Source organism: Bacillus massilinigeriensis, from assembly GCF_900117315.1.
GTDB classification, from domain to species: Bacteria; Bacillota; Bacilli; order Bacillales; family Cytobacillaceae; genus Bacillus_BE; species Bacillus_BE massilionigeriensis.
The window spans coordinates 2,944,648-2,969,109 of sequence record NZ_LT630337.1 but is presented as its reverse complement, the minus strand read 5'-3'; the positions used below and the strand labels follow the sequence as shown (position 1 = coordinate 2,969,109).

Here is a 24,462-nt window from a genome sequence, read left to right as displayed (position 1 = left end):
AAGCTTTTTACTTTGGGTGCATCCTCATTGTTTTATTTATAAGTGGGGGAAAGTTCCAAATTCTATTTTGATTGAATCTTGAATCTCCTCTTGATATAATCAAAAATAGTGTATTATGCGCGAAAATAGTAGGAGTGAACGAACGATATGAACAGAGAAGAAAGACTTAATAGACAATCGAAAATCCGTAATTTTTCCATCATCGCTCATATCGATCATGGGAAATCTACTTTAGCGGATCGTATTTTGGAGAAAACTAATGCCTTAACTTCTCGTGAAATGAAAGATCAGCTATTAGATTCCATGGATCTTGAAAGAGAAAGAGGAATTACGATTAAATTGAACTCTGTCCAACTGAAATATAAGGCGAAGGATGGAGAGATTTATACATTTCATTTAATCGACACCCCTGGACATGTCGATTTTACTTATGAGGTATCTAGAAGCTTAGCAGCCTGTGAAGGGGCGATCCTTGTGGTTGACGCAGCTCAAGGGATTGAAGCCCAAACACTTGCTAATGTGTATTTAGCCTTAGATAATGATTTGGAGATTCTACCAGTTATCAATAAAATCGATTTACCAAGTGCTGACCCTGAAAGAGTGCGTCATGAAATAGAGGAAGTTATTGGACTCGATGCATCTGATGCTGTTCTTGCTTCTGCTAAAGCAGGAATTGGAATTGAAGATATATTAGAGCAAATAGTAGAAAAGGTACCTGCACCAACAGGAGATCCTGATGCACCATTTAAAGCCCTTATATTTGATTCCCTGTATGATGCATACCGTGGAGTAGTCACTTATATTCGAGTAGTGGATGGTACGGTTAAAGCCGGTGACAAAATACGGATGATGGCGACAGGTAAAGAATTTGAGGTTACTGAAGTTGGAGTCTATACGCCAAAAGAGGTTCCAACGAACGAGTTATCTGCTGGTGATGTTGGCTTCTTAACAGCCTCTATAAAAAATGTAGGTGATACCCGAGTGGGTGACACAATTACGAGTGTCAAAAATGGTGCTACGGAGCCATTACCAGGCTACCGAAAATTAAATCCAATGGTGTATTGTGGTCTTTATCCAATTGATAGCGCGAAATTTAATGATTTAAGAGATGCATTAGAAAAGCTAGAATTGAATGATTCAGCTCTCCAATTCGAACCTGAAACCTCCCAAGCGTTAGGCTTTGGCTTCCGTTGTGGCTTCTTAGGCTTGCTCCATATGGAAATTATTCAGGAGCGTATTGAGCGTGAATTTAAAATTGACCTCATTACAACCGCACCTAGCGTTATTTATCATGTGGTCATGACCGACGGATCGGATGTTAGAATTGATAATCCTTCTGATATGCCTGACCCACAAAAAATCGCACATGTTGAAGAACCGTATGTTAAAGCAACGATGATGGCTCCAAATGATTATGTCGGGGCAATCATGGAGCTTTGTCAGGCAAAACGGGGTATCTTTGTCGATATGCAGTATTTAGAGGAAACCCGCGTGAGCATCGTTTATGAAATTCCATTATCTGAAATTGTTTATGACTTTTTTGACCAATTGAAATCCTCAACAAAGGGATACGCATCCTTCGACTACGAGCTCATCGGTTATAAAGAATCTAAGCTAGTGAAAATGGATATTCTACTAAATGCAGAAAAGGTAGACGCGTTAAGCTTTATTGTTCATAAAGATTTTGCCTATGAACGGGGAAAAATTATTGTTGAGAAATTAAAGGAATTAATCCCTAGACAACAATTCGAGGTTCCTGTGCAGGCTGCGATTGGTCAAAAGATTGTCGCAAGGTCAACCATTAAAGCAATGCGTAAAAATGTTTTAGCGAAATGTTATGGCGGAGATATTTCACGTAAACGTAAGCTACTAGAGAAGCAAAAAGAAGGTAAAAAACGAATGAAGCAGGTGGGTTCTGTAGAAGTTCCACAAGAAGCATTCATGGCTGTATTGAAAATGGACGACAGCAATCCGAAAAAGTAATCAGTTGATTGATATGACGGAGGTTAGATACACTTGTTAAAAAGCAGGTGAATCTACCTTCTTTTTATTATCTTAAAGGTCGTGAAAAAATGATAGAAGCAGCATATATTCATATTCCGTTTTGTGAGCATATTTGTCACTATTGTGATTTTAATAAAGTGTTTCTAAAAGGTCAGCCAGTAGATGAATATTTATTATCACTCGAGGAAGAAATAAGGTTAACCCTTGCTCCTTTGCAAACAAAAGTATTTAAATCAATTTTTGTTGGGGGAGGAACCCCGACTGCTCTAAATGAAAAACAACTCAAGAAATTGTGTGAAATCATTCAAAAACATCTTCCATATGATTCAAATACAGAGTATACATTTGAAGCAAACCCTGGAGACCTTTCGAAGGAAAAGTTTCAAATATTATATGATTTCGGGGTCAATCGACTTAGCTTTGGTGTTCAGTCATTCAATGACGAACTATTAAAAAAAATCGGTCGGGTTCACCGAGCACAGGATGTATTTCATTCAGTAGATTTAGCAAAAAGGACAGGGTTTCGAAATATTAGCATTGATTTAATTTATAGTCTTCCCGGACAAACCGTGGATGACTTTAAACAAACATTAGAAACTGCCTTTACATTGGATATCCCTCATTATTCGGGATACTCCCTGATAATTGAACCTAAAACTGTTTTTTATAATCTATTACAAAAAGGAAAATTGCCTGTCACTAGTGAAGACACCGAAGCAACAATGTACGAAATATTAATGGAGCAAATGGAGAAAAATGGCTTCGGGCAATATGAGATAAGTAATTTTTCCAAAAAAGGCTATGAAAGCAGGCATAATTTAACCTACTGGAATAATGAGGAGTATTTCGGTTTTGGTGCAGGTGCGCACAGTTATGTTGATGGAAAACGAAGATCCAACCACGGACCACTTAAAAAATATATGAACGACCTCCAGCATGGAATGATTCCAATCCTTCACGAACATGTAGTGACCAAACAGGAAGGTATGGAGGAGGAGATGTTTTTAGGTTTGAGAAAAGTGAGTGGAGTAAATGTACAACATTTTATTCATAAATTTGACGAAAACGCCCTTAAACGGTTTAAGAAACAAATTGAGAAGCTGCAAACTCAAGGATTGCTCCAGGTCAAAGAGAATAACATTTCTTTAACAAAGCAAGGACGCCTTTTAGGTAATGAGGTTTTTCAGGAATTTCTTATTTAATTGAGTACGTATATAAGAACTCTATGAAGAAAAGGTGAAATAGGATTCAAATGATTGACATTGAGCCCTATTATTTGATAATTTATATGTAGAATTAGCACTCGGATTCAATGAGTGCTAACAGAGGTGATTCACTTGTTAACAGAACGACAATTGTTGGTATTCCAGGTTATTGTTGATGATTTTATTCGATCTGCACAACCGATTGGTTCTAGAAGCTTGTCGAAAAAGCCTGAAATTCCTTTTAGCTCTGCGACCATTCGTAATGATATGGCCGATTTAGAGGAAATCGGTTTTCTGGAGAAAACTCATACATCATCCGGGAGAATTCCATCTGAGCTAGGGTATCGATATTATGTTGATCATCTGCTTCACCCACAAAAGTTGAATCACCATGATATTCATTCGATACGGTCTATTTTTGCGGAACGGATTTTTGAAATTGAAAACATTGTCCAAAGATCCGCAAAGATTCTTTCTGAGCTGACAAACTATACTTCTATTGTTTTAGGCCCAGCCGTAAAGGAAAATAAATTGAAGAAGCTACAAATTGTTCCTTTAAATAAGGATACAGCGATCGCAATTATCGTAACAGATACTGGTCATGTGGAAAACAGAATGTTTAATTTGCCCTCCACTATCGATGCAAGTGATATTGAGAAAATGGTTAATATCATTAACGATCGGATTGTAGGAGTCCCATTAGTGGATCTAAATGGGAAAATCTATAAAGAAATAGCTGTTTTATTGCACCAACATATTAATAATTATGAATCCATGTATAACTCCATAGTTGAAGCTTTGCAGATTCCAACTCATGAAAAAATGTTTTTTGGTGGGAAAACAAACATATTAAAGCAACCAGAATTCCATGACATTGCTAAAATTAAGACGCTAATGAAAATGATTGAGCAAGAGGAAGGCTTCTATGAATTGATTCGAAGTAACCCATCTGGCATAAATGTTAAGATAGGCAAAGAGAATAATAACTCTGCAATGGAGAATTGTAGCTTAATCACAGCGACCTATTCAATAGGTACCGAACAATTGGGTACCATTGCGGTATTAGGCCCAACTAGAATGGAGTATTCCAGGGTGATAAGTTTGCTTCAATATATTAGCAATGACTTTTCAACATTACTAACCAAACTGTATCAAAACAAATGATGGTGGAAATATTGATTAAGGGTGGAAAATTCATTCCATCCCTTTTCCCTTGTGTTTTATGCAGCACTAATGTATATATTTTAGGTGGATGTAATGTTCGATATTTAAAGGGAGGTGAGTTAGTTGGCAGATGAAAAACAAATGCAAACAGAAGAAGTAGTAGATACTCCTAATCAAGTAGATGAGAATATGGAAGAAAACATAGAGAAAGTGTTTGACGAGGAGATAACTTCAGAAGAAACAATAGAGGAAGAAAATCCAATTTCCTTTGAAGCTCAATTACAAGAGGCAAATGAAAAAATTGCGGAGCTTGAAGCGAAGCTAGAAAATGCGGATAATCGTTATTTGAGATTACAGGCGGATTTTGATAACTCAAGACGTCGTTCAAAGCTCGATTTTGAAGCCGCTCAAAAATATAGAGCACAAAATTTAATCAATGATATGCTACCTGCAATTGATAACTTTGAAAGAGCGTTATCAATGAATGCTGATAATGAACAGTCCAAATCTTTATTACAAGGTATGGAAATGGTTTATCGCAGTCTACTTACCGCATTGAAAAATGAAGGCTGTGAACCTATAGAAGCTGTTGGGAAGGAATTCGATCCGAATCTTCACCAAGCAGTAATGACAGTAGAGGATCCTAATTTTGAATCCAATATGGTCGTAGAAGAATTTCAAAAAGGTTATTTATTGAAGGACCGGGTAATCCGTCCATCAATGGTCAAAGTAAGTCAATAGAATTATTTACATATTGGGGAGGTTTTTTCATTGAGTAAAATTATCGGTATCGACTTAGGAACAACAAACTCATGTGTTGCTGTATTAGAAGGCGGCGAGCCAAAAGTCATTCCAAATCCAGAAGGAAATCGTACGACACCTTCTGTTGTTGCATTTAAAAATGGCGAACGCCAAGTGGGAGAAGTGGCTAAACGACAATCAATCACAAATCCAAATACGATTATTTCCATTAAGCGACATATGGGCACGAATCACAAGGTGGAAGCGGAAGGAAAAGAATATTCACCACAAGAAATTTCCGCTGCAATCTTACAATATTTAAAATCATATGCTGAAGACTATTTAGGTGAAAAGGTAACTAAGGCGGTTATCACTGTTCCAGCATATTTCAATGATGCAGAACGTCAAGCAACAAAAGATGCTGGTAAAATTGCTGGCCTTGAAGTAGAACGTATTATTAACGAACCAACTGCAGCAGCTCTTGCTTATGGTTTAGACAAAATGCATGAGGATCAAACGATTCTTGTTTATGACCTAGGTGGTGGTACTTTCGACGTTTCCATTCTTGAATTAGGAGATGGAGTGTTCGAAGTAAAAGCAACTGCCGGGGATAATCGTCTGGGCGGTGACGATTTCGACCAAGTCATTATTGATTATTTAGTAGATCAATTCAAAAAGGAAAATGGAATTGACCTCTCAAAAGATAAAATGGCTCTTCAACGTCTAAAGGATGCGGCTGAAAAAGCGAAGAAGGATTTATCAGGTGTTACTTCTACACAAATCTCTCTTCCATTTATTACAGCAGGTGAAGCAGGTCCACTTCATTTAGAAATGACATTATCAAGAGCAAAATTCGATGAGATCTCAGCTGATCTTGTTGAAAGAACTATGGGACCTACACGTCAAGCATTAAGAGACGCTGGTTTGTCTGCTTCTGAGCTTGACAAGGTAATTCTTGTTGGGGGTTCTACACGTATCCCAGCTGTCCAAGAAGCGATTAAAAAAGAAACTGGTAAAGAACCTCATAAAGGGGTAAACCCTGATGAAGTAGTAGCAATGGGTGCTGCTATCCAAGGTGGAGTCATTACAGGTGATGTTAAAGATGTGGTTTTACTAGACGTAACACCATTATCATTGGGCATCGAAACAATGGGTGGCGTATTTACTAGATTAATCGATCGTAATACGACGATTCCAACTTCAAAATCTCAAGTTTTCTCTACTGCTGCGGATAACCAAACAGCTGTGGATATTCACGTATTACAAGGTGAACGTCCAATGGCAGCAGATAACAAAACACTTGGTCGCTTCCAATTATCGGACATTCCACCAGCTCCACGTGGAATTCCACAAATCGAAGTATCATTTGATATCGATAAGAACGGTATTGTTAATGTTCGTGCAAAAGACTTAGGCACCAATAAAGAGCAGGCTATTACTATTAAATCTTCAACAGGTTTATCTGATGATGAGATCGAAAAAATGGTAAGAGAAGCAGAAGAAAATGCAGAAGCGGATAAAAAACGTAAAGAAGAAGTAGAGCTTCGCAACGAGGCAGACCAACTTGTCTTCACAACAGAAAAGACGTTGAAGGATTTAGAAGGTAAAGTCGATGCAGCTGAAGTGTCCAAAGCAAACGAAGCGAAGGATGCATTAAAAGCAGCGATTGAAAAAAATGATCTCAATGAAATTCGTGAGAAGAAGGATGCTTTACAAGAAGTAGTTCAGAATTTATCTGTTAAACTTTATGAAGAAGCTGCAAAACAAGCGCAAGCCCAACAAGGTCAAGGTCAAGCTGATGGCGCTGGTAAAGACGATGATGTAGTAGATGCAGAATTTGAAGAAGTTAAGGATGATAAATAATCATTACTTTATCTTCCATCATGAGAGTAAAAGTCAGGTCATCAATTGACTTGGCTTTTTCTTTCGTCATTCCTTTTGGACTGATTTATTATCGATCATGTACTAGCAGTTTTTTATTCAACAGGGAAAGGAGAAACCTGCTTATTGCGTGATATTACATGGGAATGTTACAATAACCTTTATGTGAATGTAGCGGGGAGTGAGTAATCATGAGTAAAAGGGATTACTATGAAGTCCTTGGTGTGAGTAAAGGTGCGACCAAGGATGAAATAAAAAAGGCATATCGTCAGCTTTCAAAGAAATATCACCCAGATATAAATAAAGAACCTGATGCTGATGAAAAGTTTAAAGAAGTTAAAGAGGCCTATGAGGTTCTAAGTGATGATCAAAAAAGAGCTCATTATGATCAATTCGGCCATACCGATCCGAACCAAGGTTTTGGAGGATTTGGTGGCGGAGGAGATTTTGGTGGATTCGGTGGATTTGAAGATATTTTCAGTACCTTCTTTGGTGGTGGATCTAGACGACGAGATCCGAATGCACCAAGACAGGGAGCTGATTTACAATATACGATGACGATTTCCTTTGAGGAGGCTGTATTTGGGAAAGAAACAGATATAGAAATCCCAAGGGAGGAAACTTGTGATACTTGTAAGGGCTCTGGTGCTAAACCTGGTACAAAGCCTGAGACATGTAAGCATTGTAAAGGCTCCGGTCAAATAAACGTAGAGCAAAATACACCATTTGGAAAAATTGTAAACCGCCGTACTTGTCATTATTGTCATGGCACAGGTAAGGAAATAAAGGAAAAGTGTACAACATGTGGTGGTACGGGCAGTGTGAAAAAACGTCGTAAAATCCATGTGAAAATTCCTGCAGGTATTGATGATGGCCAACAATTAAGGGTAGCTGGTCAAGGTGAACCTGGAGTAAATGGCGGTCCATCAGGAGACCTATATGTCGTCTTCCATGTGATAAGTCACGAATTTTTTGAACGAGACGGCGACGATATATATTGTGAAATGCCGATAACGTTTGTTCAGGCGGCTTTAGGTGACGAAGTGGAGGTACCAACACTTCATGGAAAAGTGAAATTGAAAATTCCTGCTGGTACCCAAACCGGGACGAAATTCCGTTTAAAAGGAAAAGGGGTTCCGAATGTTAGAGGATATGGAGTTGGAGATCAACATATTATCGTTAAAATAATCACTCCAACAAAACTTTCAGAAAATCAAAAGCAATTGCTTCGAGAATTTGCAGAAATAAGTGGACCTGTGCCACAAGGGGAGAATGAAGAAGGATTTTTCTCAAAGGTAAAAAGAGCTTTTAAAGGCGACTAAGAAATGGAGTTGGTAGAAAATGAAATGGTCTGAAATTGGTATTCATACAACAAATGAAGCGGTTGAGCCTATTTCTAATATCCTGCATGAGGCTGGTGCAAGTGGAGTAGTGATTGAGGATCCCTTGGAATTACAGAAGGAAAGAGAAGATCAATTCGGAGAAATCTACCAACTCAATCCAGATGACTACCCTGATGAGGGAGTTATGATTAAAGCTTATCTTCCAGTTAATAGTTTTCTTGGTGAAACGGTCGAGGAAATTAAACAAGCGATTAATAATTTACCTTTATTTAATATTGATATTGGACGAAATCTAGTAACGCTTAGTGAAGTAAATGAAGAAGAATGGGCTACTGCTTGGAAAAAATATTATAATCCGGTGAAGATCTCTGAACGATTTACAATTGTCCCAACATGGGAGAATTACGTTCCGGTGAATAGTGATGAATTAATTATCGAGTTGGATCCAGGCATGGCTTTTGGAACTGGAACACACCCAACAACGGTCATGTGTATTCAAGCCCTTGAAAGAACAATTAAAAAGGGCGATAAGGTGATAGACGTTGGGACGGGGTCAGGAGTATTGAGTATTGCTGCTGCACTACTCGGAGCTTCATCCATTAAGGCATTGGATTTAGATGAGGTAGCTGTTCAGTCAGCTAGACTTAATATTAAACTGAACAAGGTCCATGAACGAGTGAGCGTTTCACAAAATAATTTACTAGATGGAATCAATGATACGGTTGATGTTGTTGTTGCTAATATCTTAGCGGAAGTAATCTTACGCTTTACCGATGATGTGGCAAGAGTAGTGAAAAAGGATGGATACTTTATTGCTTCGGGGATTATTCAAAAAAAGAAGGAAGAAGTAAAGGAAGCCATCATTCAGGCAGGCTTTGACATCGTGGAAACGATTCAAATGGAAGATTGGGTTGCATTATTAGCAAAAAGAAAATAATGAACTAAAAGGGGGATTTCATGATCTGAACAATCCCCTTTTTTCAATTTATCATGATGTACGAGGAAAAAGAGGTGTACCCGATGCAACGGTATTTTGTGAAGGAATGTATTGGAGAGCAATTTATTATTACAGGTGAAGATCATCATCATATTACGAGGGTGATGAGATTAAAAGATAATGACCAAATACTCTGTACCACTCTTGATGGAAGAAGTGCGGTTTGTTCAATTGCAGAAATTACCGGTGAAAACGTCATAGCAAACGTTGTAAAATGGGTAGAAGGGACTTCTGAGCTTCCAATAAAGGTTACCATTGCGAGCGGACTGCCTAAAGGGGATAAACTTGAATGGGTTATCCAAAAAGGAACAGAGCTTGGAGCAGATAAGTTTATCCCTTTTACTGCAGCTCGCTCCGTAGTCAAATGGGATGAGAAAAAGTCTGCTAAGAAGGTTGAGAGATGGCAAAAAATCGCTAAGGAAGCTGCTGAACAATCTCACCGTAGCCACATACCTGTCGTAGAACACCCAAATAGTTTGAAATTGCTATTGGAAGCTTCAATCAAATTTGACTATAAATTGATTGCCTATGAAGAGGATGCAAAACAAGGGGAAGTATCTATTCTTGCTAATGTTTTAGAGAAAATGCAAGAAGGACAATCCCTAATTATTGTTTTTGGTCCAGAAGGTGGATTAACGGAAGAAGAGGTTTCTCTTCTAAGAGAAAACGGGTTTATGTCTTGTGGACTAGGACCTAGAATATTAAGAACTGAAACAGCACCATTATACGTACTATCAGCTGTTTCGTACCATTTTGAATTAATGAGGTGAAATATATGCCAACAGTTGCATTCCATACATTAGGTTGTAAAGTGAACCACTATGAAACAGAAGCTATTTGGCAATTATTTAAGGAAAACGGTTATGATCGAGTAGACTTCGAATCTACTTCAGATGTTTATGTAATCAATACATGTACGGTAACAAATACAGGTGATAAAAAGAGTCGCCAAGTAATCCGTCGTGCGATTCGCAAAAATCCGGATGCAGTTGTATGTGTAACAGGATGCTACGCACAAACCTCTCCAGCAGAAATTCTAGCGATTCCAGGAGTGGACGTTGTTGTTGGTACTCAAGATCGTGTGAAAATGCTTGATTATATTGAACAATATAAAAATGAGCGCCAGCCTATCAATGCTGTAGGGAATATCATGAAAAACCGTGTATATGAGGAGCTTGATGTTCCATCTTTTACAGATCGTACTCGTGCATCATTAAAAATTCAAGAAGGCTGTAATAACTTCTGTACTTTCTGTATTATTCCTTGGGCAAGAGGTCTTATGAGATCAAGAGATCCAGAAGAGGTCATCAGACAAGCTCAAGCTCTAGTTGATGCTGGTTATAAAGAAATTGTATTAACAGGCATTCATACAGGTGGTTATGGTGAAGACATGAAGGATTACAACCTCGCTGCACTACTTAGGGATCTCGAGGCAAATGTAAAAGGCTTAAAACGAATTAGAATTTCCTCCATAGAAGCCAGCCAAATATCCGATGAAGTGATAGAAGTGATTAACCAATCAAAAATGATTGTTAGACATTTGCATATTCCAATTCAATCAGGTTCAAACTCTGTCTTAAAAAGAATGCGTAGAAAATACACAATGGAATTTTTCGCAGAAAGATTAAATCTGCTTAAAAAGGCTCTACCTGGCCTTGCAATAACTTCAGATGTTATTGTCGGATTCCCAGGGGAAACGGAAGAAGAATTTATGGAAACCTATAACTTTATTAAGGAGCATAAGTTTTCTGAGCTGCACGTATTCCCTTATTCTAAGCGTACTGGAACTCCAGCTGCAAGAATGGAAAATCAAGTGGATGAAGAGGTAAAAAATGAACGAGTTCACCGTCTAATTGAACTCTCTGATCAGCTTGCAAAGGAATATGCTTCTCAGTTTGAGGAAGAGTCTCTAGAAGTCATTCCAGAAGAACGTTTTAAAGATAATCCAGATAGCGGCCTTTATGAAGGATATACAGATAATTATTTAAAGGTTGTTTTTCCTGGAACAGAGGATATGATTGGGAAAATCGTAAAGGTAAAAGTCATAAAGGCTGGGTATCCTTATAATGAAGGGCAATTTGTCAAGGTAATGGATGATAAACCTGAAATGAAGGAAGCCATCATTTAATCTTAAATAGACTGTCAAGAATTTTATATTCTCGGGATCTAATCGGGAATGACATTCTTGACAGTTTTTTTATGCCTCCTTTCGTTGGTTGTTTGGATATACTAAAAATAGAGAAGGCACATAGATAAATGATAAATAACCCTGTCATAGATTGGAGAATGAAGATGGACAATATGGCAAAAATGATTGATCATACTCTACTAAAAGCAGATGCTACGAAAAATCAAATTGAAAAACTTTGTGAGGAAGCAAAGGAATATTCCTTTGCGTCTGTATGTGTAAATCCAACCTGGGTGAAGCTTTCCTCGGAAAAGCTATCAGGAAGTGATGTCAAGGTATGCACGGTCATTGGCTTTCCTCTAGGAGCCACTACATCAGAAACCAAAGCGTTTGAAACAAAAAATGCAATTGAAAATGGGGCAACAGAAGTAGATATGGTTATAAATGTTGGTGCCTTAAAAGAGGGAAATAGCGAATTAGTGGAAAAGGATATAAAAGCAGTTGTAGATGCTGCTAAAGGTAAAGCAATACTTAAGGTGATCATTGAGACATCCCTTTTAACAGATGATGAAAAGGTTCTTGCCTGTAAGCTAGCAGTAAAAGCAGGGGCAGATTTTGTTAAGACATCTACTGGATTTTCTACTGGTGGCGCAACAATCGAGGATATCGCATTAATGAGAAAAACAGTTGGTCCAGATATTGGGGTCAAGGCATCGGGTGGAGTGAGAAGTAGCCATGACGCATCGGAAATGATTAAAGCAGGTGCCACGCGTATAGGTGCAAGCTCAGGAGTTGCAATTGTTAAAGGGCTTACTTCTAATTCGGATTATTAAATCTTGGATAATTCAATATATTTATACTTTTTAAAAGTACACATACACTGGTATATTACAGTTGACCTTGTTTCACTGTTATATTATAATTGTCAAGTACATGGTTATCCGTGTATGGTGTAAGTGTGTTGTGTTCGGAGGGAGGGAAAGAGAATGTCTAAAACCGTCGTTCGTAAAAACGAATCGCTTGAAGATGCTCTTCGTCGCTTTAAACGTACTGTATCTAAGTCAGGTACTATACAAGAAGCTAGAAAGCGCGAATTCTACGAAAAACCTAGTGTAAAACGTAAGAAAAAGTCAGAAGCAGCTAGAAAACGTAAGTGGTAAGAGAGGGTGTATTTTATTGAGTCTTCTCGAGCGTTTAAATAATGATATAAAACAAGCGATGAAAAACAAAGAAAAAGATAAACTCTCAGTTATTCGGATGGTTAAAGCTTCTATTCAAAACGAAGCGATCAAAGCTGGTCATGACCTATCTGAAGATGAGGAGTTAACTGTCCTTTCTCGCGAAGTAAAACAACGCAAGGACTCCCTCCATGAATTTGAAAAGGCAGGACGCGAGGACCTTGCCGAAAAAATTCGCACTGAATTACAGCATGTTGAATTCTATTTGCCTAAACAGTTAACAGAAGAAGAAATATCAGAAATTGTTAAACTAACGATTACTGAAACGGGCGCTTCAAGTAAAGCTGAAATGGGTAAAGTGATGGCTGCTATTATGCCAAAAGTTAAAGGAAAAGCAGACGGATCACTTATAAATAAACTTGTACAACAACACCTTTCATAATTAATATTGGTAAAGGCCGTAAGCACATAGCTTTCGGCCTTTAATATTACATAGACATGGATTGAACATATATTTCTCTTCCCCTATTCATTGTGTTTCACTATCCCGTTTCAACTGTTATGATATTAATGAAACTATTTAACGCTATCATCCGTATCACTCATATGAACGTTTGAAAGGAGGGTTCAAGTGAAGCTTAAGCGATTCATCCTATCCTTTGCATTGTTACTTCCCCTATTGGTTGTCTTATTTCCTTCAGACAGTTCTGCAGATGGAGATGTCGTATATGTCGTTCCTGTTGAAGATACGGTAGAAAAGGGATTATATGCTTTTTTAAATCGCGCAGTTAAAACTGCTGAGGAAGAACACGCCCAAGCGATTATTTTTGATATTAATACTCCTGGGGGTGCAGTAGATGCAGCTGGGCAAATTGGTAAGCTATTATCATCGACAGAGTTAAAAACCGTTTCATTTGTAAATAAGCAAGCATTATCTGCAGGAGCATATATCGCTCTTAATACAGATGAAATTTATATGACTCCTGGTGCAACAATGGGATCAGCGGCCATCATTGACCAAGAAGGAAATACTGCAGGAAAAAAGGCGGAATCTTACTGGTTTGCGGCAATGCAAAGTGCAGCGAAGCAAAGTGGAAGAAATCCCATCTATGCATTAGCAATGGCAGATGAAGAGGTCGATCTTCCGAAATTAGGAGCACCAAAAGGAAAATTACTGACCTTAACATCAGACCAGGCATTGGATGTAGGATATTCTGAAGGAACATATGAAAATCTTGATTCCTTAATTCAGCACCTTGGATTAAAGGATGCTGATATACGCCATTTAGATGAAAGCTTTGCAGAAAAGATTGCTCGTTTCATTACAAATCCAGTAGTGATTCCAATTCTACTCACTATCGGGAGTCTCGGCCTTGTAGTAGAGCTCTACTCACCCGGCTTTGGTATCCCTGGAATTATGGGATTATCCTCCTTAATGCTCTTTTTCTATGGACATCTTGTGGCAGGACTCGCTGGATTTGAAACCATAATATTATTTATTCTAGGAATTGGTCTCATCATATTAGAATTTTTTGTTCCTGGTGGCATTACGGGTGTTTTGGGAGCTGGTGCGATCATAACAAGCTTCTTTCTCGCATCGGATAATGTTATTCATATGGGTATCTCATTATTAATTGCGATTGGCATTTCGATGATCTTTTCGATTCTAATGGTAAAGGTGTTTGGTAAAAAAATGAAGCTCTTTAAAAAAATAATCTTAACCGACTCAACGAATACGGAAGAAGGATATGTCTCCAATATTAACCGAACGGATCTCATTGGCTTAGAGGGTTATGCGCTTACCGCTCTAAGACCTGCAGGAACAGTTGTCATTGGCGATGAAAGAATTGATGTCGTCAGTGAAGGGAACTTTATTCAAAAATCAGCAAAAATAAAGGTTATAAAGGTCGAAGGCGCAAAAATTGTTGTAAGAGAAATAACTTCAAATGAAATGAAAGAGGAGGATAAATAATGATAACAGCTGGTACGGCTTTACTCTTAATCGCAATTGTTGTTGGGATTATATTATTAGCAATTCTATTTACCTTTGTTCCTGTTATGCTATGGATTTCCGCTCTAGCAGCCGGTGTTAGGGTTTCCATTTTCACACTAATTGGTATGAGGTTACGTCGAGTGATTCCAAGTCGTGTAATCAATCCTTTAATTAAGGCACATAAAGCAGGTCTAAATGTAACGACTAACCAATTAGAAAGTCACTATCTCGCTGGAGGGAATGTAGATAGAGTAGTCAATGCTCTAATTGCAGCCCACCGTGCAAATATTGAATTAACCTTCGAACGCTGCGCAGCCATCGACTTAGCAGGTCGTGATGTATTAGAAGCTGTGCAAATGAGTGTAAACCCTAAAGTAATTGAAACACCATTTATTGCGGGTGTTGCCATGGATGGAATAGAAATGAAGGCAAAGGCAAGAATCACTGTTCGTGCAAATATTGATCGATTAGTTGGTGGAGCTGGAGAGGAAACAGTCGTTGCCCGTGTTGGGGAAGGTATTGTATCTACAATTGGGTCTTCAGCTGACCATAAAAAAGTACTAGAAAACCCTGATATGATTTCACAAACCGTATTATCAAAAGGTTTGGATGCAGGTACAGCTTTTGAAATATTATCCATTGATATTGCTGATGTAGATATCGGTAAAAATATTGGAGCGATGCTGCAAACGGACCAAGCTGAAGCAGATAAGAAGATTGCCCAAGCAAAAGCAGAGGAACGCAGGGCGATGGCCGTCGCAAAAGAGCAGGAAATGAAAGCCCAAGTGGAAGAAATGAGAGCAAAAGTGGTAGAGGCAGAGGCAACTGTACCACTTGCCATGGCTGAGGCCCTACGTTCAGGAAATATGGGTGTCATGGACTACATGAATATCCAAAATATTTCTGCTGATACAGATATGCGTGACTCCATTGGTAAAATCAATGATGAAAATAATAAGTGATGTCATACTGAAGCTTATCTTGGCCCCTTGAAGGGAGTGAAGCCTTATGAGAGTTTTATTTGAGAACCCAATTATTCTTATCATCATTTTGGGGATTATATCCTCCCTTTTTAAAAAGGGAAAGGAACCAGAAAAAAAAGGATCGAACCAAAAGCAAAGTCGTAGGAGACAGAATATACCTAAGCCTTTACAAAAATCAATGCAAGAATTGAAGGAAGTTGTTCAAACAGAAATCTCCACCCAAAAAAAGGTGAAAACACCAAAAAAAACTTATATTGATGATTTGGCAAAATATGATGAAGTTAAAGAAGAATCAATATCTAAAATCAACGATTATAAGGAACAAATGGAGAAAATAGAACGAAAGACTGAGCTGATAAAGAAAAAGGCTGAAAAAAATCAACTTAGTCCTAGTCAACAGCCATTAGATGAAAATAAGATAATAGATGCAATTGTTTGGTCTGAAATTCTTGGACCTCCAAGAGCAAAAAATCGTCACCGGGTATATCAAGGAAGTCGATATATTCGCAATAGATGATTGATAAAAAATAAGTGCTAGAACCCTCTCTTATCTCATAAACATGAGATGAAAGGGGGTTCTTTTTTTATGGCAAAAAAGTGGGGGCAACGAGTCCGTAATTGGATGACAAAGCAAATGGGTCTACCTCAAGATGTCATGATGGATTTACCCCGCATTACAATGATTGGACAAATTCATATATATATTGAGAACCACCGCGGGCTAATTGCATTTTCTGACAAGGAATTAAGATTGCTTCTAAAACAGGGGCAGCTATTAATAAAGGGAAAGGCTTTTGTCATTAAAACGATATTGCCTGAAGAGATATTACTAGAAGGAAAAATCGACCAAGTACTTTATTTAAATGATCATAGCTAATATTTTTTGAACAAAGAACTTTCAGGGGGAAAAAAATGAAGAATCAATGGATATTATTTTTTTCTGGAATTGTTGCTGTAAAAGTAACAGGCAACGGAATAGAGCGTTTAATCAATAAATTAACAAGAAGTGGTATTTACATTTGGAATGTCAAAAGACATGGAACACATGCAGTAACATTTAGGATACGCCTAAAGGATGTGAATAAATTTAGACAGGAAGCTAGGGGCTCTGAATGTAAAATAGAGTTCCTACGCCGGAGCGGAACCCCATTTTTATTGAAGCGTTTAATGAAAAATGGTGGCTTTTTAGCAGGCGCTGTTTTCTTCCTTTTTATTATTTTCGTTTTATCAAATATGGTTTGGGGGATTGAAATCAAAGGTGCCAATCCTGCAACAGAATACAAAATTAGAAAAGAGTTAGATGAAATTGGGGTAAAGGTTGGAAAGCTCCAATTCTTCGTAGATAATGTGGAATCGATTCAGAGCCGATTGACCAATAGCATTGATGAAATTACATGGGTTGGTGTGGAATTAAAGGGGACAACCTACTCACTAAAGGTAGTTGAAAAAAATGAACCTGAAAAGCCTGAGCATTTAAGCTCACAAAACCTAGTGGCCAAAAAAAAGGCGGTCATTGTGGACATGTTTGTTGAAGAAGGACAGCCTATGGTCGAGGTTAATCAACATGTTAAACCAGGGCAGCTGTTGGTTTCGGGACTCATAGGAAAAGAGGGAGAAACGAAGGAGGTACCCGCAAAGGGAAAGGTATTTGGGGAAACCTGGTATAAAACAGAGGTGCAGCTTCCTTTACAGAGTACATTCCAAGTATTTAATGGGAATGAAAAAATCAAGCATTATTTGAAATTTGGGAAATTCAGGCTCCCTATATGGAACTTTGGTAAACCTGAATTTAACAGCTATGAGAGAGAAATCAATGAAAAAAAGGTTCGATTCCTAAAATGGCAGCTGCCAATCTCCTACCTTGAAGAAACATATCGTGAAAAGGAAGAAGAAGAAAGGAATTATTCTGAAACAGAAGCAATAGAAATTGCAAAAGAAATGGCTAGAAAAGATATAAAAAGTCAATTGCCTGAGGATGCTATGATTAAAGGTGAAAATGTTTTGCATCAATCAATCCGGAATGGTAAAGTTAAATTATCAATCCATTTCCAAATTATTGAGAATATTGCAGTTGGACAACCGATAATTCAAGGAGACTCAGAATGACAGATGACTTAATAACCATAAACGTACAATTAGAAAATCATCATGAAGCAATCAATTTACTAGGGAACGCGGACTCTAATCTTAAGATCTTAGAACAGGAGTTAGGGGTATCCATTGTCACTAGAGGTGAACAAATTGGGGTATCAGGCGACCCTGAAAAGGTTGAAATCGTAGGACAAATCATTAATAAACTATTGCAAATCATCCGAAAAGGAATAACTATAAGTGGGCGTGATGTTGTATACGCCATACAATTATCCAAAAAAGGAACGCTGGATTATTTTACTGATATTTACGACGAAGAAATCACAAAAAATGCGAAAGGGAAATCCATTCGTGTAAAAACTCTTGGTCAACAGCAATATATTTCTGCGATGAGAAAGACTGATCTTGTGTTTGGAATTGGACCTGCAGGAACGGGAAAAACCTACTTAGCAGTGGTCATGGCGGTTAACGCTCTTAAAACAGGACAAGTGAAAAGAATTATCCTAACCCGTCCAGCGGTTGAAGCTGGTGAAAGTTTAGGGTTCTTACCTGGGGACTTAAAAGAAAAGGTTGATCCATATTTAAGACCTTTATATGATGCGCTACATGATATACTTGGAACAGAGCAAACCGGGCGTCTTATTGAGAGAGGAACAATTGAAATTGCTCCACTAGCCTATATGAGAGGAAGAACATTGGATGATGCCTTTGTTATTCTTGATGAGGCGCAGAATACAACCCATGCACAAATGAAAATGTTCTTAACAAGGTTAGGCTTTGGTTCTAAAATGGTGATAACTGGCGATCAAACACAAATTGACCTACCTAAAGGGATTCATTCAGGCTTAATTGAAGCCGAAAAGGTTCTTTCCGGTGTAAAAGGAATTTCGTTTATCTTTTTAGAACAAAGTGATGTTGTTCGCCATCCACTTGTTGGTAGAATTATTCAAGCATACGAAAAAAATGGTCAGTAATGCCGTTCGGAATTCCGAACGGTTTTTTTTACAATTTCTGTGAAAACCATTGAACATAGCTGTTTATGAACATCATATAGTGACAAAAGATTAAAATTATGTTACTTGTTTGGACAAAAGAGTGAAACTTGTACGAAAAACTGTTATCATTTTACATATTAATATATTTACGCGCTTATCTTGTTTGATCTTGAAGACAGGGTAGGAGGGAGATCAATGGAAAAATTTCAAAATCAATTATCAAAACTCAGAAGCCTGCTCGATATTACTTTTTTTAGGGTATTATTGTTTTTGATTTTAGGAATAGTCCTTTATGCATCCATGTACAGCAACATTAAGCCAGAGAAGGTAAATATCAAACTGTTTTCGGTTGCAGATCAAACCATTCGCTCTCCGATTACAATTGAAGACAAAGAAAGCACAGAAAAGAAGAAAAAAGAAGCAGAAGACCAAATTGAAGATGTATACGTCTTAAATAAAGAAATTACTGAAAATCGGGTGGATTTAATTAAGTCGATTTTTGATGCATCGACAGAGGTAAAAGAAGATATCATTGAAAATAGGGAAAAAGCTATCGAAAAAGATGCAACCAATGTGAAGGAACCTTCAATTAGTGAGCAAGTAGAACTAATGAAAGCAAAATTGACTGAAGATGTGACAAAGGAAGTATCTGATGATGTTTTTTCAACTCTTCTTCAAGCATCAGATGAAACAATTGCAAGTGCCAGTGATTTAACAGTTACAGCAATAAATAATGTGATGAGCAATCGAATTCCTGCCAACCAGGTTGAAAATGCCAAAAAACGCGTGGAGGAAGAATTAAAGTACACAAATTTAGATAAAGATGTTAAAAATGCTGCGATTGAGTTAGGAAGATTTGCCGTCCTACAAAATGAATTTTATGATTCCGGAACGACAAAGGAACGGCGTCAGCAGGCAATAGAGGCTGTAGAACCTGTTAGAATCCTGCAAGGACAAATTATCGTTGAAGAGAATCAATTAATTAGTCGAGATATTTATAGACAACTGAAGCTCGTTGGATTTCTGGATAATGAAATAGCCATTCAACCTTTTATAGGATTAGGACTACTGGTTATCATCATCTTGATGGCTCACTATTATTATTTTTTCGAGACAAAAGTGGATAAGGAAAAGATGCAGAATCAACTGTTAATCTTTAGTATTATCTTTATTATCAATATTTTGTTAATGAAAGCCATTAGCTTGCTCCAACAATTAGATTATTCGGAAATTGGTTACATATTTCCTGTGGCTCTAGGTGCGATATTAATAAGAGTATTAATTGATGAGCGCCTTGCAATCCAATTTACAATCGTTCTCGCCCTTTGTGGCTCCATTATGTTTAATGAAGGGATTACAGGGAACCTAAATATTAATATTGGAATTTATATCATTTGTGGGGGAATAGCGGGAATATTATTCTTAAGCAAGCAAAGTCATCGCTCCAAAATTCTCGGGGCAGGGATGTTTGCCGCAGTTATTAACCTTATTGTCATTTTTTCATTAATATTTATAAAAAATGGCCAATTTGGTTTAAGTGATTTTATATTTTATTTTATTGCCGCTTTAATTTCCGGTGCAATCTCGGGTGTTCTTTCCATCGGATTACTCCCATTTTTTGAATCAAGCTTTGGAATCCTTTCAGCTATGAGATTAATTGAGTTGTCCAATCCAAACCATCCATTGTTAAGAAAAATTTTGATGGAGGCACCAGGGACGTATCATCATAGTGTTATGGTCGCAAATCTTGCTGAATCAGCGTGTGAAGCAATTGGTGCTAATGGATTATTAGCAAGAGTTGGATGCTATTACCATGATATAGGAAAAACAAAAAGGCCACAGCTTTTTATTGAAAATCAAATGAATATAGAAAATCCACATGATCGGCTTCCGCCACAAACAAGCAAAAACATTATTATTTCACATACTAAAGATGGAGCCGAAATGTTAAGAAAATATAAGATGCCTAAGGAAATTATTGATGTGGCCGAGCAACATCATGGGACAACTTTAATTAAATATTTTTATTATAAGGCTAAAGAGAGTGGGATGGACGTGAAGGAAGAGGATTACCGATATCCTGGTCCGAAGCCCCAGTCGAAGGAAAATGCGATTATTGGTATTGCTGATAGCTTAGAGGCAGCAGTACGTTCCATGCGTCAACCGAATCCTGAGCAAATAGAAGGATTGGTTAAATCGATTATTGCTGATCGTTTGAATGATGGTCAGCTTAATGAATGTAACCTCACATTAAGGGAACTGGAAATTGTTGCTAATACCTTATGTGAAACATTAAAAGGAATTTTTCATTCAAGAATAGAGTACCCCGAAATGACAAAGCAGAAGGTGAAGCAAGCATGAGTCTAGAAATTGATTTTATAGATGAAACCAATGAAATTGGTGAAGAGGAATTGCAAACAATCGAGAGATTATTAAATTTTGCAGCGGAAAAGGAAAAGGTAGACCAAGGAAGCGAGGTTTCCATAACCTTTGTAACAAATGAGAGAATTCAAGAAATTAACAAAGAATATAGAGATAAGGACCAGCCAACAGATGTTATTTCCTTTGCATTGGAGGAAACGAGTGAAGGGGAAAGAGAGTTGCTAGGTTCTGATATGCCAAGGATTTTAGGAGATATTATTATTTCAGTTCAGAGAACAAGGGAACAGGCTGAAGAATATGGCCATTCAGAGCTGAGAGAGCTTGGCTTTTTAGCCGTACATGGATTTTTACATCTTTTAGGTTATGATCATATGACCGAGAAGGATGAGGTCGTTATGTTTGGAAGACAAAGGGAAATATTAGATGAATTCGGACTTAAAAGATAAATCATATCATAAAAGAAGAGGTATCCTTTGGTCATTCCGTTATGCCCTTGAAGGAATTATGGCAGCAATAATAAGGGAAAGGAATATGAAAATCCATCTTTTCATGACTATCTCTGTTATTTGTTTAGGATGGTGGACATCTTTAACAAAGACGGAATGGCTTTTTATTTCCTTTGCCATCGGTGGAATGATTTCATTAGAATTAATCAATACAGCCATTGAGAGAATAGTAGACCTGGTAACAGAAGATTATCATCCACTTGCTAAAGAGGCAAAGGATATTGCAGCAGGGGCAGTATTACTTTATTCAATCCTTTCTGTTATTGTAGGAATCCTTATTTTTTGGCCAAAATTATTATAATTATTGCGTGAAAGCGACCAACTATCTTACATAGATGTTGGTTTTTTTATGTCTAGCTATACGGGATATAGGCTGTCATTAAACATCCCTGAATGAAATTATTTGGGGTGAATTTGAAAACCATCCGAAATAGAGTTAAAATGAATGGCAACGTTAAGTAAGGATGCTTGTATTTTTTGAAAATTCAATTTTTTTAATTACATTTTTGCTACAAACGATGAAATTTATTAGAAAATCATGTAAAATAAAATACAGAGGCTAATAGTCTCGGGCGTTGAAGGGAAAGATTGTTGTGGATGAAAATAGACAATATCAAAAAAAATTCACAGTCAAAGAAATACTTACAGGAGCATTTTCATCGGAGGACTTAAATGAATAACGAAACAGGGAAAAAATTTAAATCAGGTTTTATTTCTATCATCGGACGACCAAACGTTGGGAAATCAACTTTCTTAAATCGAGTCATTGGACAAAAAATAGCCATCATGAGTGATAAGCCACAAACAACAAGAAATAAAGTCCAAGGTGTCTTAACTACTAATGATGCTCAATTAATCTTTATCGATACACCAGGAATTCATAAACCAAAGCATAAATTGGGCGATTTCATGATGAAAGTGGCGCAAAATACGTTAAAAGAAATAGATGCCGTCTTGTTTATGGTAAATGCAGAAGAAGGGTATGGTCGAGGCGAGGAATTTATCATTGAGAAGTTCAAATCGCTTCAAACTCCTGTTTTTCTTGTCATTAACAAGATAGATAAAATTCACCCAGATCAATTATTATCTTTAATTGAGTCATATAAGGAAAAATACAATTTTGCTGAGATTGTGCCAATTTCTGCATTACAAGGAAATAATGTTGAACGATTATTAGAGCAGATCAAGCAGTATATGCCTGAAGGTCCCCAATATTATCCAGCTGATCAAGTGACGGATCATCCGGAAAGATTTATCATTTCAGAGTTAATTCGTGAAAAGGCGTTACATTTAACTAGAGAAGAAATACCTCATTCTTTAGCTGTCGTAATTGACAAAATTGAACGAATGGACGAGAAAAATGTCATTCATGTGATGGCCACTGTGATTGTCGAAAGGGATTCACAAAAAGGAATTATTATTGGGAAACAAGGTGGAATGCTCAAAGAAATTGGAAAAAGAGCAAGGATTGATATCGAAAACCTCCTTGGAACAAAGGTATTTTTAGAGCTGTGGGTCAAAGTTCAAAAGGATTGGCGAAATAAGCTCACGCAGCTAAGAGATTTCGGCTTCCGCGAGGATGAGTATTAGTCACACCCTTTTACCATATTAGCTGAAAGAAAAGTTTATGCATGTTTTTTGTTTACAATATTTACGTCTTATGATTTTTAGTAGAAAGGCTATGATAAATATAGGTTTTGGGATAATAAATTGCTAGTTAAAAATTGAAAGGTGGGGTTTTCAATGTTGGAATTTACCTGGAAGGTATTTTCACAAACAGGTAATATTGACACATATCTTCTCTTTAAGGAATTGCAAAAGGAGAATCAAGAAATACCCGAAAATAAGAATGAAGAGCTAGCAGATATAGATTTTCCCATCTCTTAGGTTTGTCACTTTGGGGATGGTGGCGCATTTGTTGCAGAAATTTGAAGGAATTGTCATAAGAACAACTGATTACGGTGAATCGAATAAGGTAGTAACCTTTTATACACGAGAGTGGGGGAAGGTTGGGGCAATGGCACGCGGCGCGAAAAAGCCGAGTAGTCGGCTTGCTGCCATTACCCAACCCTTTACATATGGTCAGTTTTTGCTTCAAAAGGGGAGTGGCTTGGGAGGCTTGCAGCAGGGTGAGGTTATCTCCTCTTATCGATTGATTCGAGAGGATATTTTTCTAACTGCTTATGCTAGTTATGTCGTTGAATTATTGGATAAAAGTACCGATGAAAAAAAGCCCAATCCATTTTTATTTGAGCTACTTCAACAGACACTTCATTACATGAATGAAGAGTACGACCCAGTGATTCTTACACAGATTTTTGAAATGAAAATGCTAAATGTTCTAGGACTACATCCGATCTTAAATCAATGTGCTGTCTGTGGAAGAACGGACGGAACCTTTGCTTTTTCCGTTCGGGAAGGTGGATTTATTTGCCACGAATGTATTGAAAAAGATCCGTATCATATTAAGATTTCACCAGCAACGGTAAAGCTTTTGCGAATATTTTATTATTTTGATTTATCTCGGTTAGGTAATATTTCAGTGAAGGCAGAAACAAAAGCCGAGCTTAAAAAGGTGATTTCTACCTATTATGATGAGTATTCAGGTTTAAACCTCAAAACCAAAAAGTTCTTAAATCAAATGGAACGTTTAGACAATCTTCGGTAAGCTATTGACATTATTTAAGCTTTTCGATAAAATTCAAAAAAAATAGTACTTGCAATGATAGAAAAGAGTACTTAATGAGTTCTATAAAAGCGAACCTAGGATGGTGTGAGCTAGGGTATAGAGCATTAAGGAAGGGCATTCTTGAGCATTTAAGCCTAAATGGCTTTAAAAGAGGCTGAGTAATTTCTCAGCAAATAGGGTGG

The 24,462-nt window shown here is 37.4% G+C and carries 24 protein-coding genes and 1 other annotated feature (1 of these 25 only partly in view); all 24 genes read left to right on the top strand.

The window, feature by feature from the left end:
- The first annotated feature begins 147 nt into the window (after positions 1-147).
- The 24 genes from lepA (at position 148) to recO (ending at position 24,259) form a co-directional block, all read left to right on the top strand.
- The gene (lepA, locus tag BQ6100_RS14820) at positions 148-1,983 is read left to right on the top strand and encodes a translation elongation factor 4 (protein ID WP_075982358.1); all 1,836 of its coding nucleotides are present in this window, start codon (positions 148-150) and stop codon (positions 1,981-1,983) included.
- Positions 1,984-2,072: 89 nt separating this feature from the next.
- Entirely contained in the window at positions 2,073-3,206 is a 1,134-nt protein-coding gene (gene hemW, locus BQ6100_RS14815) for a radical SAM family heme chaperone HemW (protein ID WP_075983590.1), read from the top strand.
- 135 nt (positions 3,207-3,341) lie between these two features.
- On the top strand, positions 3,342-4,373 hold the full coding sequence (gene hrcA / locus BQ6100_RS14810; RefSeq protein ID WP_075982357.1) for a heat-inducible transcriptional repressor HrcA: 1,032 nt from the start codon (positions 3,342-3,344) through the stop codon (positions 4,371-4,373).
- Positions 4,374-4,496: 123 nt separating this feature from the next.
- Positions 4,497-5,114 (top strand): nucleotide exchange factor GrpE, encoded by a 618-nt coding sequence (grpE, locus tag BQ6100_RS14805; RefSeq protein ID WP_261798580.1) that lies wholly within the window; start codon positions 4,497-4,499, stop codon positions 5,112-5,114.
- A 30-nt stretch (positions 5,115-5,144) separates the two neighbouring features.
- The gene (gene dnaK, locus BQ6100_RS14800) at positions 5,145-6,977 is read left to right on the top strand and encodes a molecular chaperone DnaK (RefSeq protein WP_075982356.1); all 1,833 of its coding nucleotides are present in this window, start codon (positions 5,145-5,147) and stop codon (positions 6,975-6,977) included.
- A 209-nt stretch (positions 6,978-7,186) separates the two neighbouring features.
- Positions 7,187-8,317 carry a molecular chaperone DnaJ gene (gene dnaJ / locus BQ6100_RS14795; protein ID WP_075982355.1) on the top strand — a complete coding sequence of 377 codons (1,131 nt, stop codon included), beginning with the start codon at positions 7,187-7,189 and terminating at the stop codon, positions 8,315-8,317.
- Positions 8,318-8,336: 19 nt separating this feature from the next.
- Entirely contained in the window at positions 8,337-9,275 is a 939-nt protein-coding gene (prmA, locus tag BQ6100_RS14790) for a 50S ribosomal protein L11 methyltransferase (RefSeq protein WP_075982354.1), read from the top strand.
- Between the two features lie 83 nt (positions 9,276-9,358).
- Entirely contained in the window at positions 9,359-10,105 is a 747-nt protein-coding gene (locus BQ6100_RS14785; protein WP_075982353.1) for a 16S rRNA (uracil(1498)-N(3))-methyltransferase, read from the top strand.
- A 5-nt stretch (positions 10,106-10,110) separates the two neighbouring features.
- Positions 10,111-11,463: a tRNA (N(6)-L-threonylcarbamoyladenosine(37)-C(2))-methylthiotransferase MtaB gene (gene mtaB / locus BQ6100_RS14780; RefSeq protein WP_075982352.1), complete on the top strand. Its 1,353-nt coding sequence runs from the start codon at positions 10,111-10,113 to the stop codon at positions 11,461-11,463.
- Positions 11,464-11,627: 164 nt separating this feature from the next.
- Positions 11,628-12,296 carry a deoxyribose-phosphate aldolase gene (gene deoC / locus BQ6100_RS14775; protein WP_075982351.1) on the top strand — a complete coding sequence of 223 codons (669 nt, stop codon included), beginning with the start codon at positions 11,628-11,630 and terminating at the stop codon, positions 12,294-12,296.
- A gap of 153 nt (positions 12,297-12,449) precedes the next feature.
- Entirely contained in the window at positions 12,450-12,623 is a 174-nt protein-coding gene (rpsU, locus tag BQ6100_RS14770) for a 30S ribosomal protein S21 (RefSeq protein ID WP_019154564.1), read from the top strand.
- A 16-nt stretch (positions 12,624-12,639) separates the two neighbouring features.
- The gene (locus tag BQ6100_RS14765) at positions 12,640-13,083 is read left to right on the top strand and encodes a GatB/YqeY domain-containing protein (RefSeq protein ID WP_075982350.1); all 444 of its coding nucleotides are present in this window, start codon (positions 12,640-12,642) and stop codon (positions 13,081-13,083) included.
- A 189-nt stretch (positions 13,084-13,272) separates the two neighbouring features.
- Positions 13,273-14,613, top strand: a complete 1,341-nt coding sequence (locus BQ6100_RS14760) for an NfeD family protein (protein ID WP_075982349.1) — start codon at positions 13,273-13,275, stop codon at positions 14,611-14,613.
- Positions 14,613-15,596: a flotillin-like protein FloA gene (floA, locus tag BQ6100_RS14755; protein ID WP_075982348.1), complete on the top strand. Its 984-nt coding sequence runs from the start codon at positions 14,613-14,615 to the stop codon at positions 15,594-15,596. Before BQ6100_RS14760 ends, floA begins: the two co-directional genes overlap by 1 nt.
- A gap of 46 nt (positions 15,597-15,642) precedes the next feature.
- A complete protein-coding gene (locus tag BQ6100_RS14750; RefSeq protein WP_075982347.1) occupies positions 15,643-16,134 on the top strand; it encodes a hypothetical protein in 492 nt (163 codons plus the stop codon).
- Positions 16,135-16,203: 69 nt separating this feature from the next.
- Positions 16,204-16,494: a sporulation protein YqfC gene (yqfC, locus tag BQ6100_RS14745; RefSeq protein ID WP_075982346.1), complete on the top strand. Its 291-nt coding sequence runs from the start codon at positions 16,204-16,206 to the stop codon at positions 16,492-16,494.
- A 35-nt stretch (positions 16,495-16,529) separates the two neighbouring features.
- Positions 16,530-17,723, top strand: a complete 1,194-nt coding sequence (gene yqfD, locus BQ6100_RS14740) for a sporulation protein YqfD (protein WP_075982345.1) — start codon at positions 16,530-16,532, stop codon at positions 17,721-17,723.
- Positions 17,720-18,682 carry a PhoH family protein gene (locus tag BQ6100_RS14735; protein ID WP_075982344.1) on the top strand — a complete coding sequence of 321 codons (963 nt, stop codon included), beginning with the start codon at positions 17,720-17,722 and terminating at the stop codon, positions 18,680-18,682. The genes yqfD and BQ6100_RS14735 overlap by 4 nt, the downstream gene beginning before the upstream one ends.
- Before the next feature lie 216 nt (positions 18,683-18,898).
- On the top strand, positions 18,899-21,064 hold the full coding sequence (locus BQ6100_RS14730; RefSeq protein WP_075982343.1) for an HD family phosphohydrolase: 2,166 nt from the start codon (positions 18,899-18,901) through the stop codon (positions 21,062-21,064).
- Positions 21,061-21,531 (top strand): rRNA maturation RNase YbeY, encoded by a 471-nt coding sequence (ybeY, locus tag BQ6100_RS14725; protein WP_075982342.1) that lies wholly within the window; start codon positions 21,061-21,063, stop codon positions 21,529-21,531. Before BQ6100_RS14730 ends, ybeY begins: the two co-directional genes overlap by 4 nt.
- Positions 21,509-21,892, top strand: a complete 384-nt coding sequence (locus tag BQ6100_RS14720) for a diacylglycerol kinase family protein (RefSeq protein WP_075982341.1) — start codon at positions 21,509-21,511, stop codon at positions 21,890-21,892. The genes ybeY and BQ6100_RS14720 overlap by 23 nt, the downstream gene beginning before the upstream one ends.
- 371 nt (positions 21,893-22,263) lie before the next feature.
- Positions 22,264-23,181, top strand: a complete 918-nt coding sequence (gene era / locus BQ6100_RS14715; RefSeq protein ID WP_075982340.1) for a GTPase Era — start codon at positions 22,264-22,266, stop codon at positions 23,179-23,181.
- A 153-nt stretch (positions 23,182-23,334) separates the two neighbouring features.
- Positions 23,335-23,478 carry a YqzL family protein gene (locus BQ6100_RS14710; RefSeq protein ID WP_075982339.1) on the top strand — a complete coding sequence of 48 codons (144 nt, stop codon included), beginning with the start codon at positions 23,335-23,337 and terminating at the stop codon, positions 23,476-23,478.
- A 28-nt stretch (positions 23,479-23,506) separates the two neighbouring features.
- Complete coding sequence (recO, locus tag BQ6100_RS14705) at positions 23,507-24,259, top strand: DNA repair protein RecO (protein ID WP_075982338.1); 753 nt, start codon at positions 23,507-23,509, stop codon at positions 24,257-24,259.
- Between the two features lie 45 nt (positions 24,260-24,304).
- Positions 24,305-24,462: a binding site (T-box leader), on the top strand (it continues 27 nt past the right edge of the window).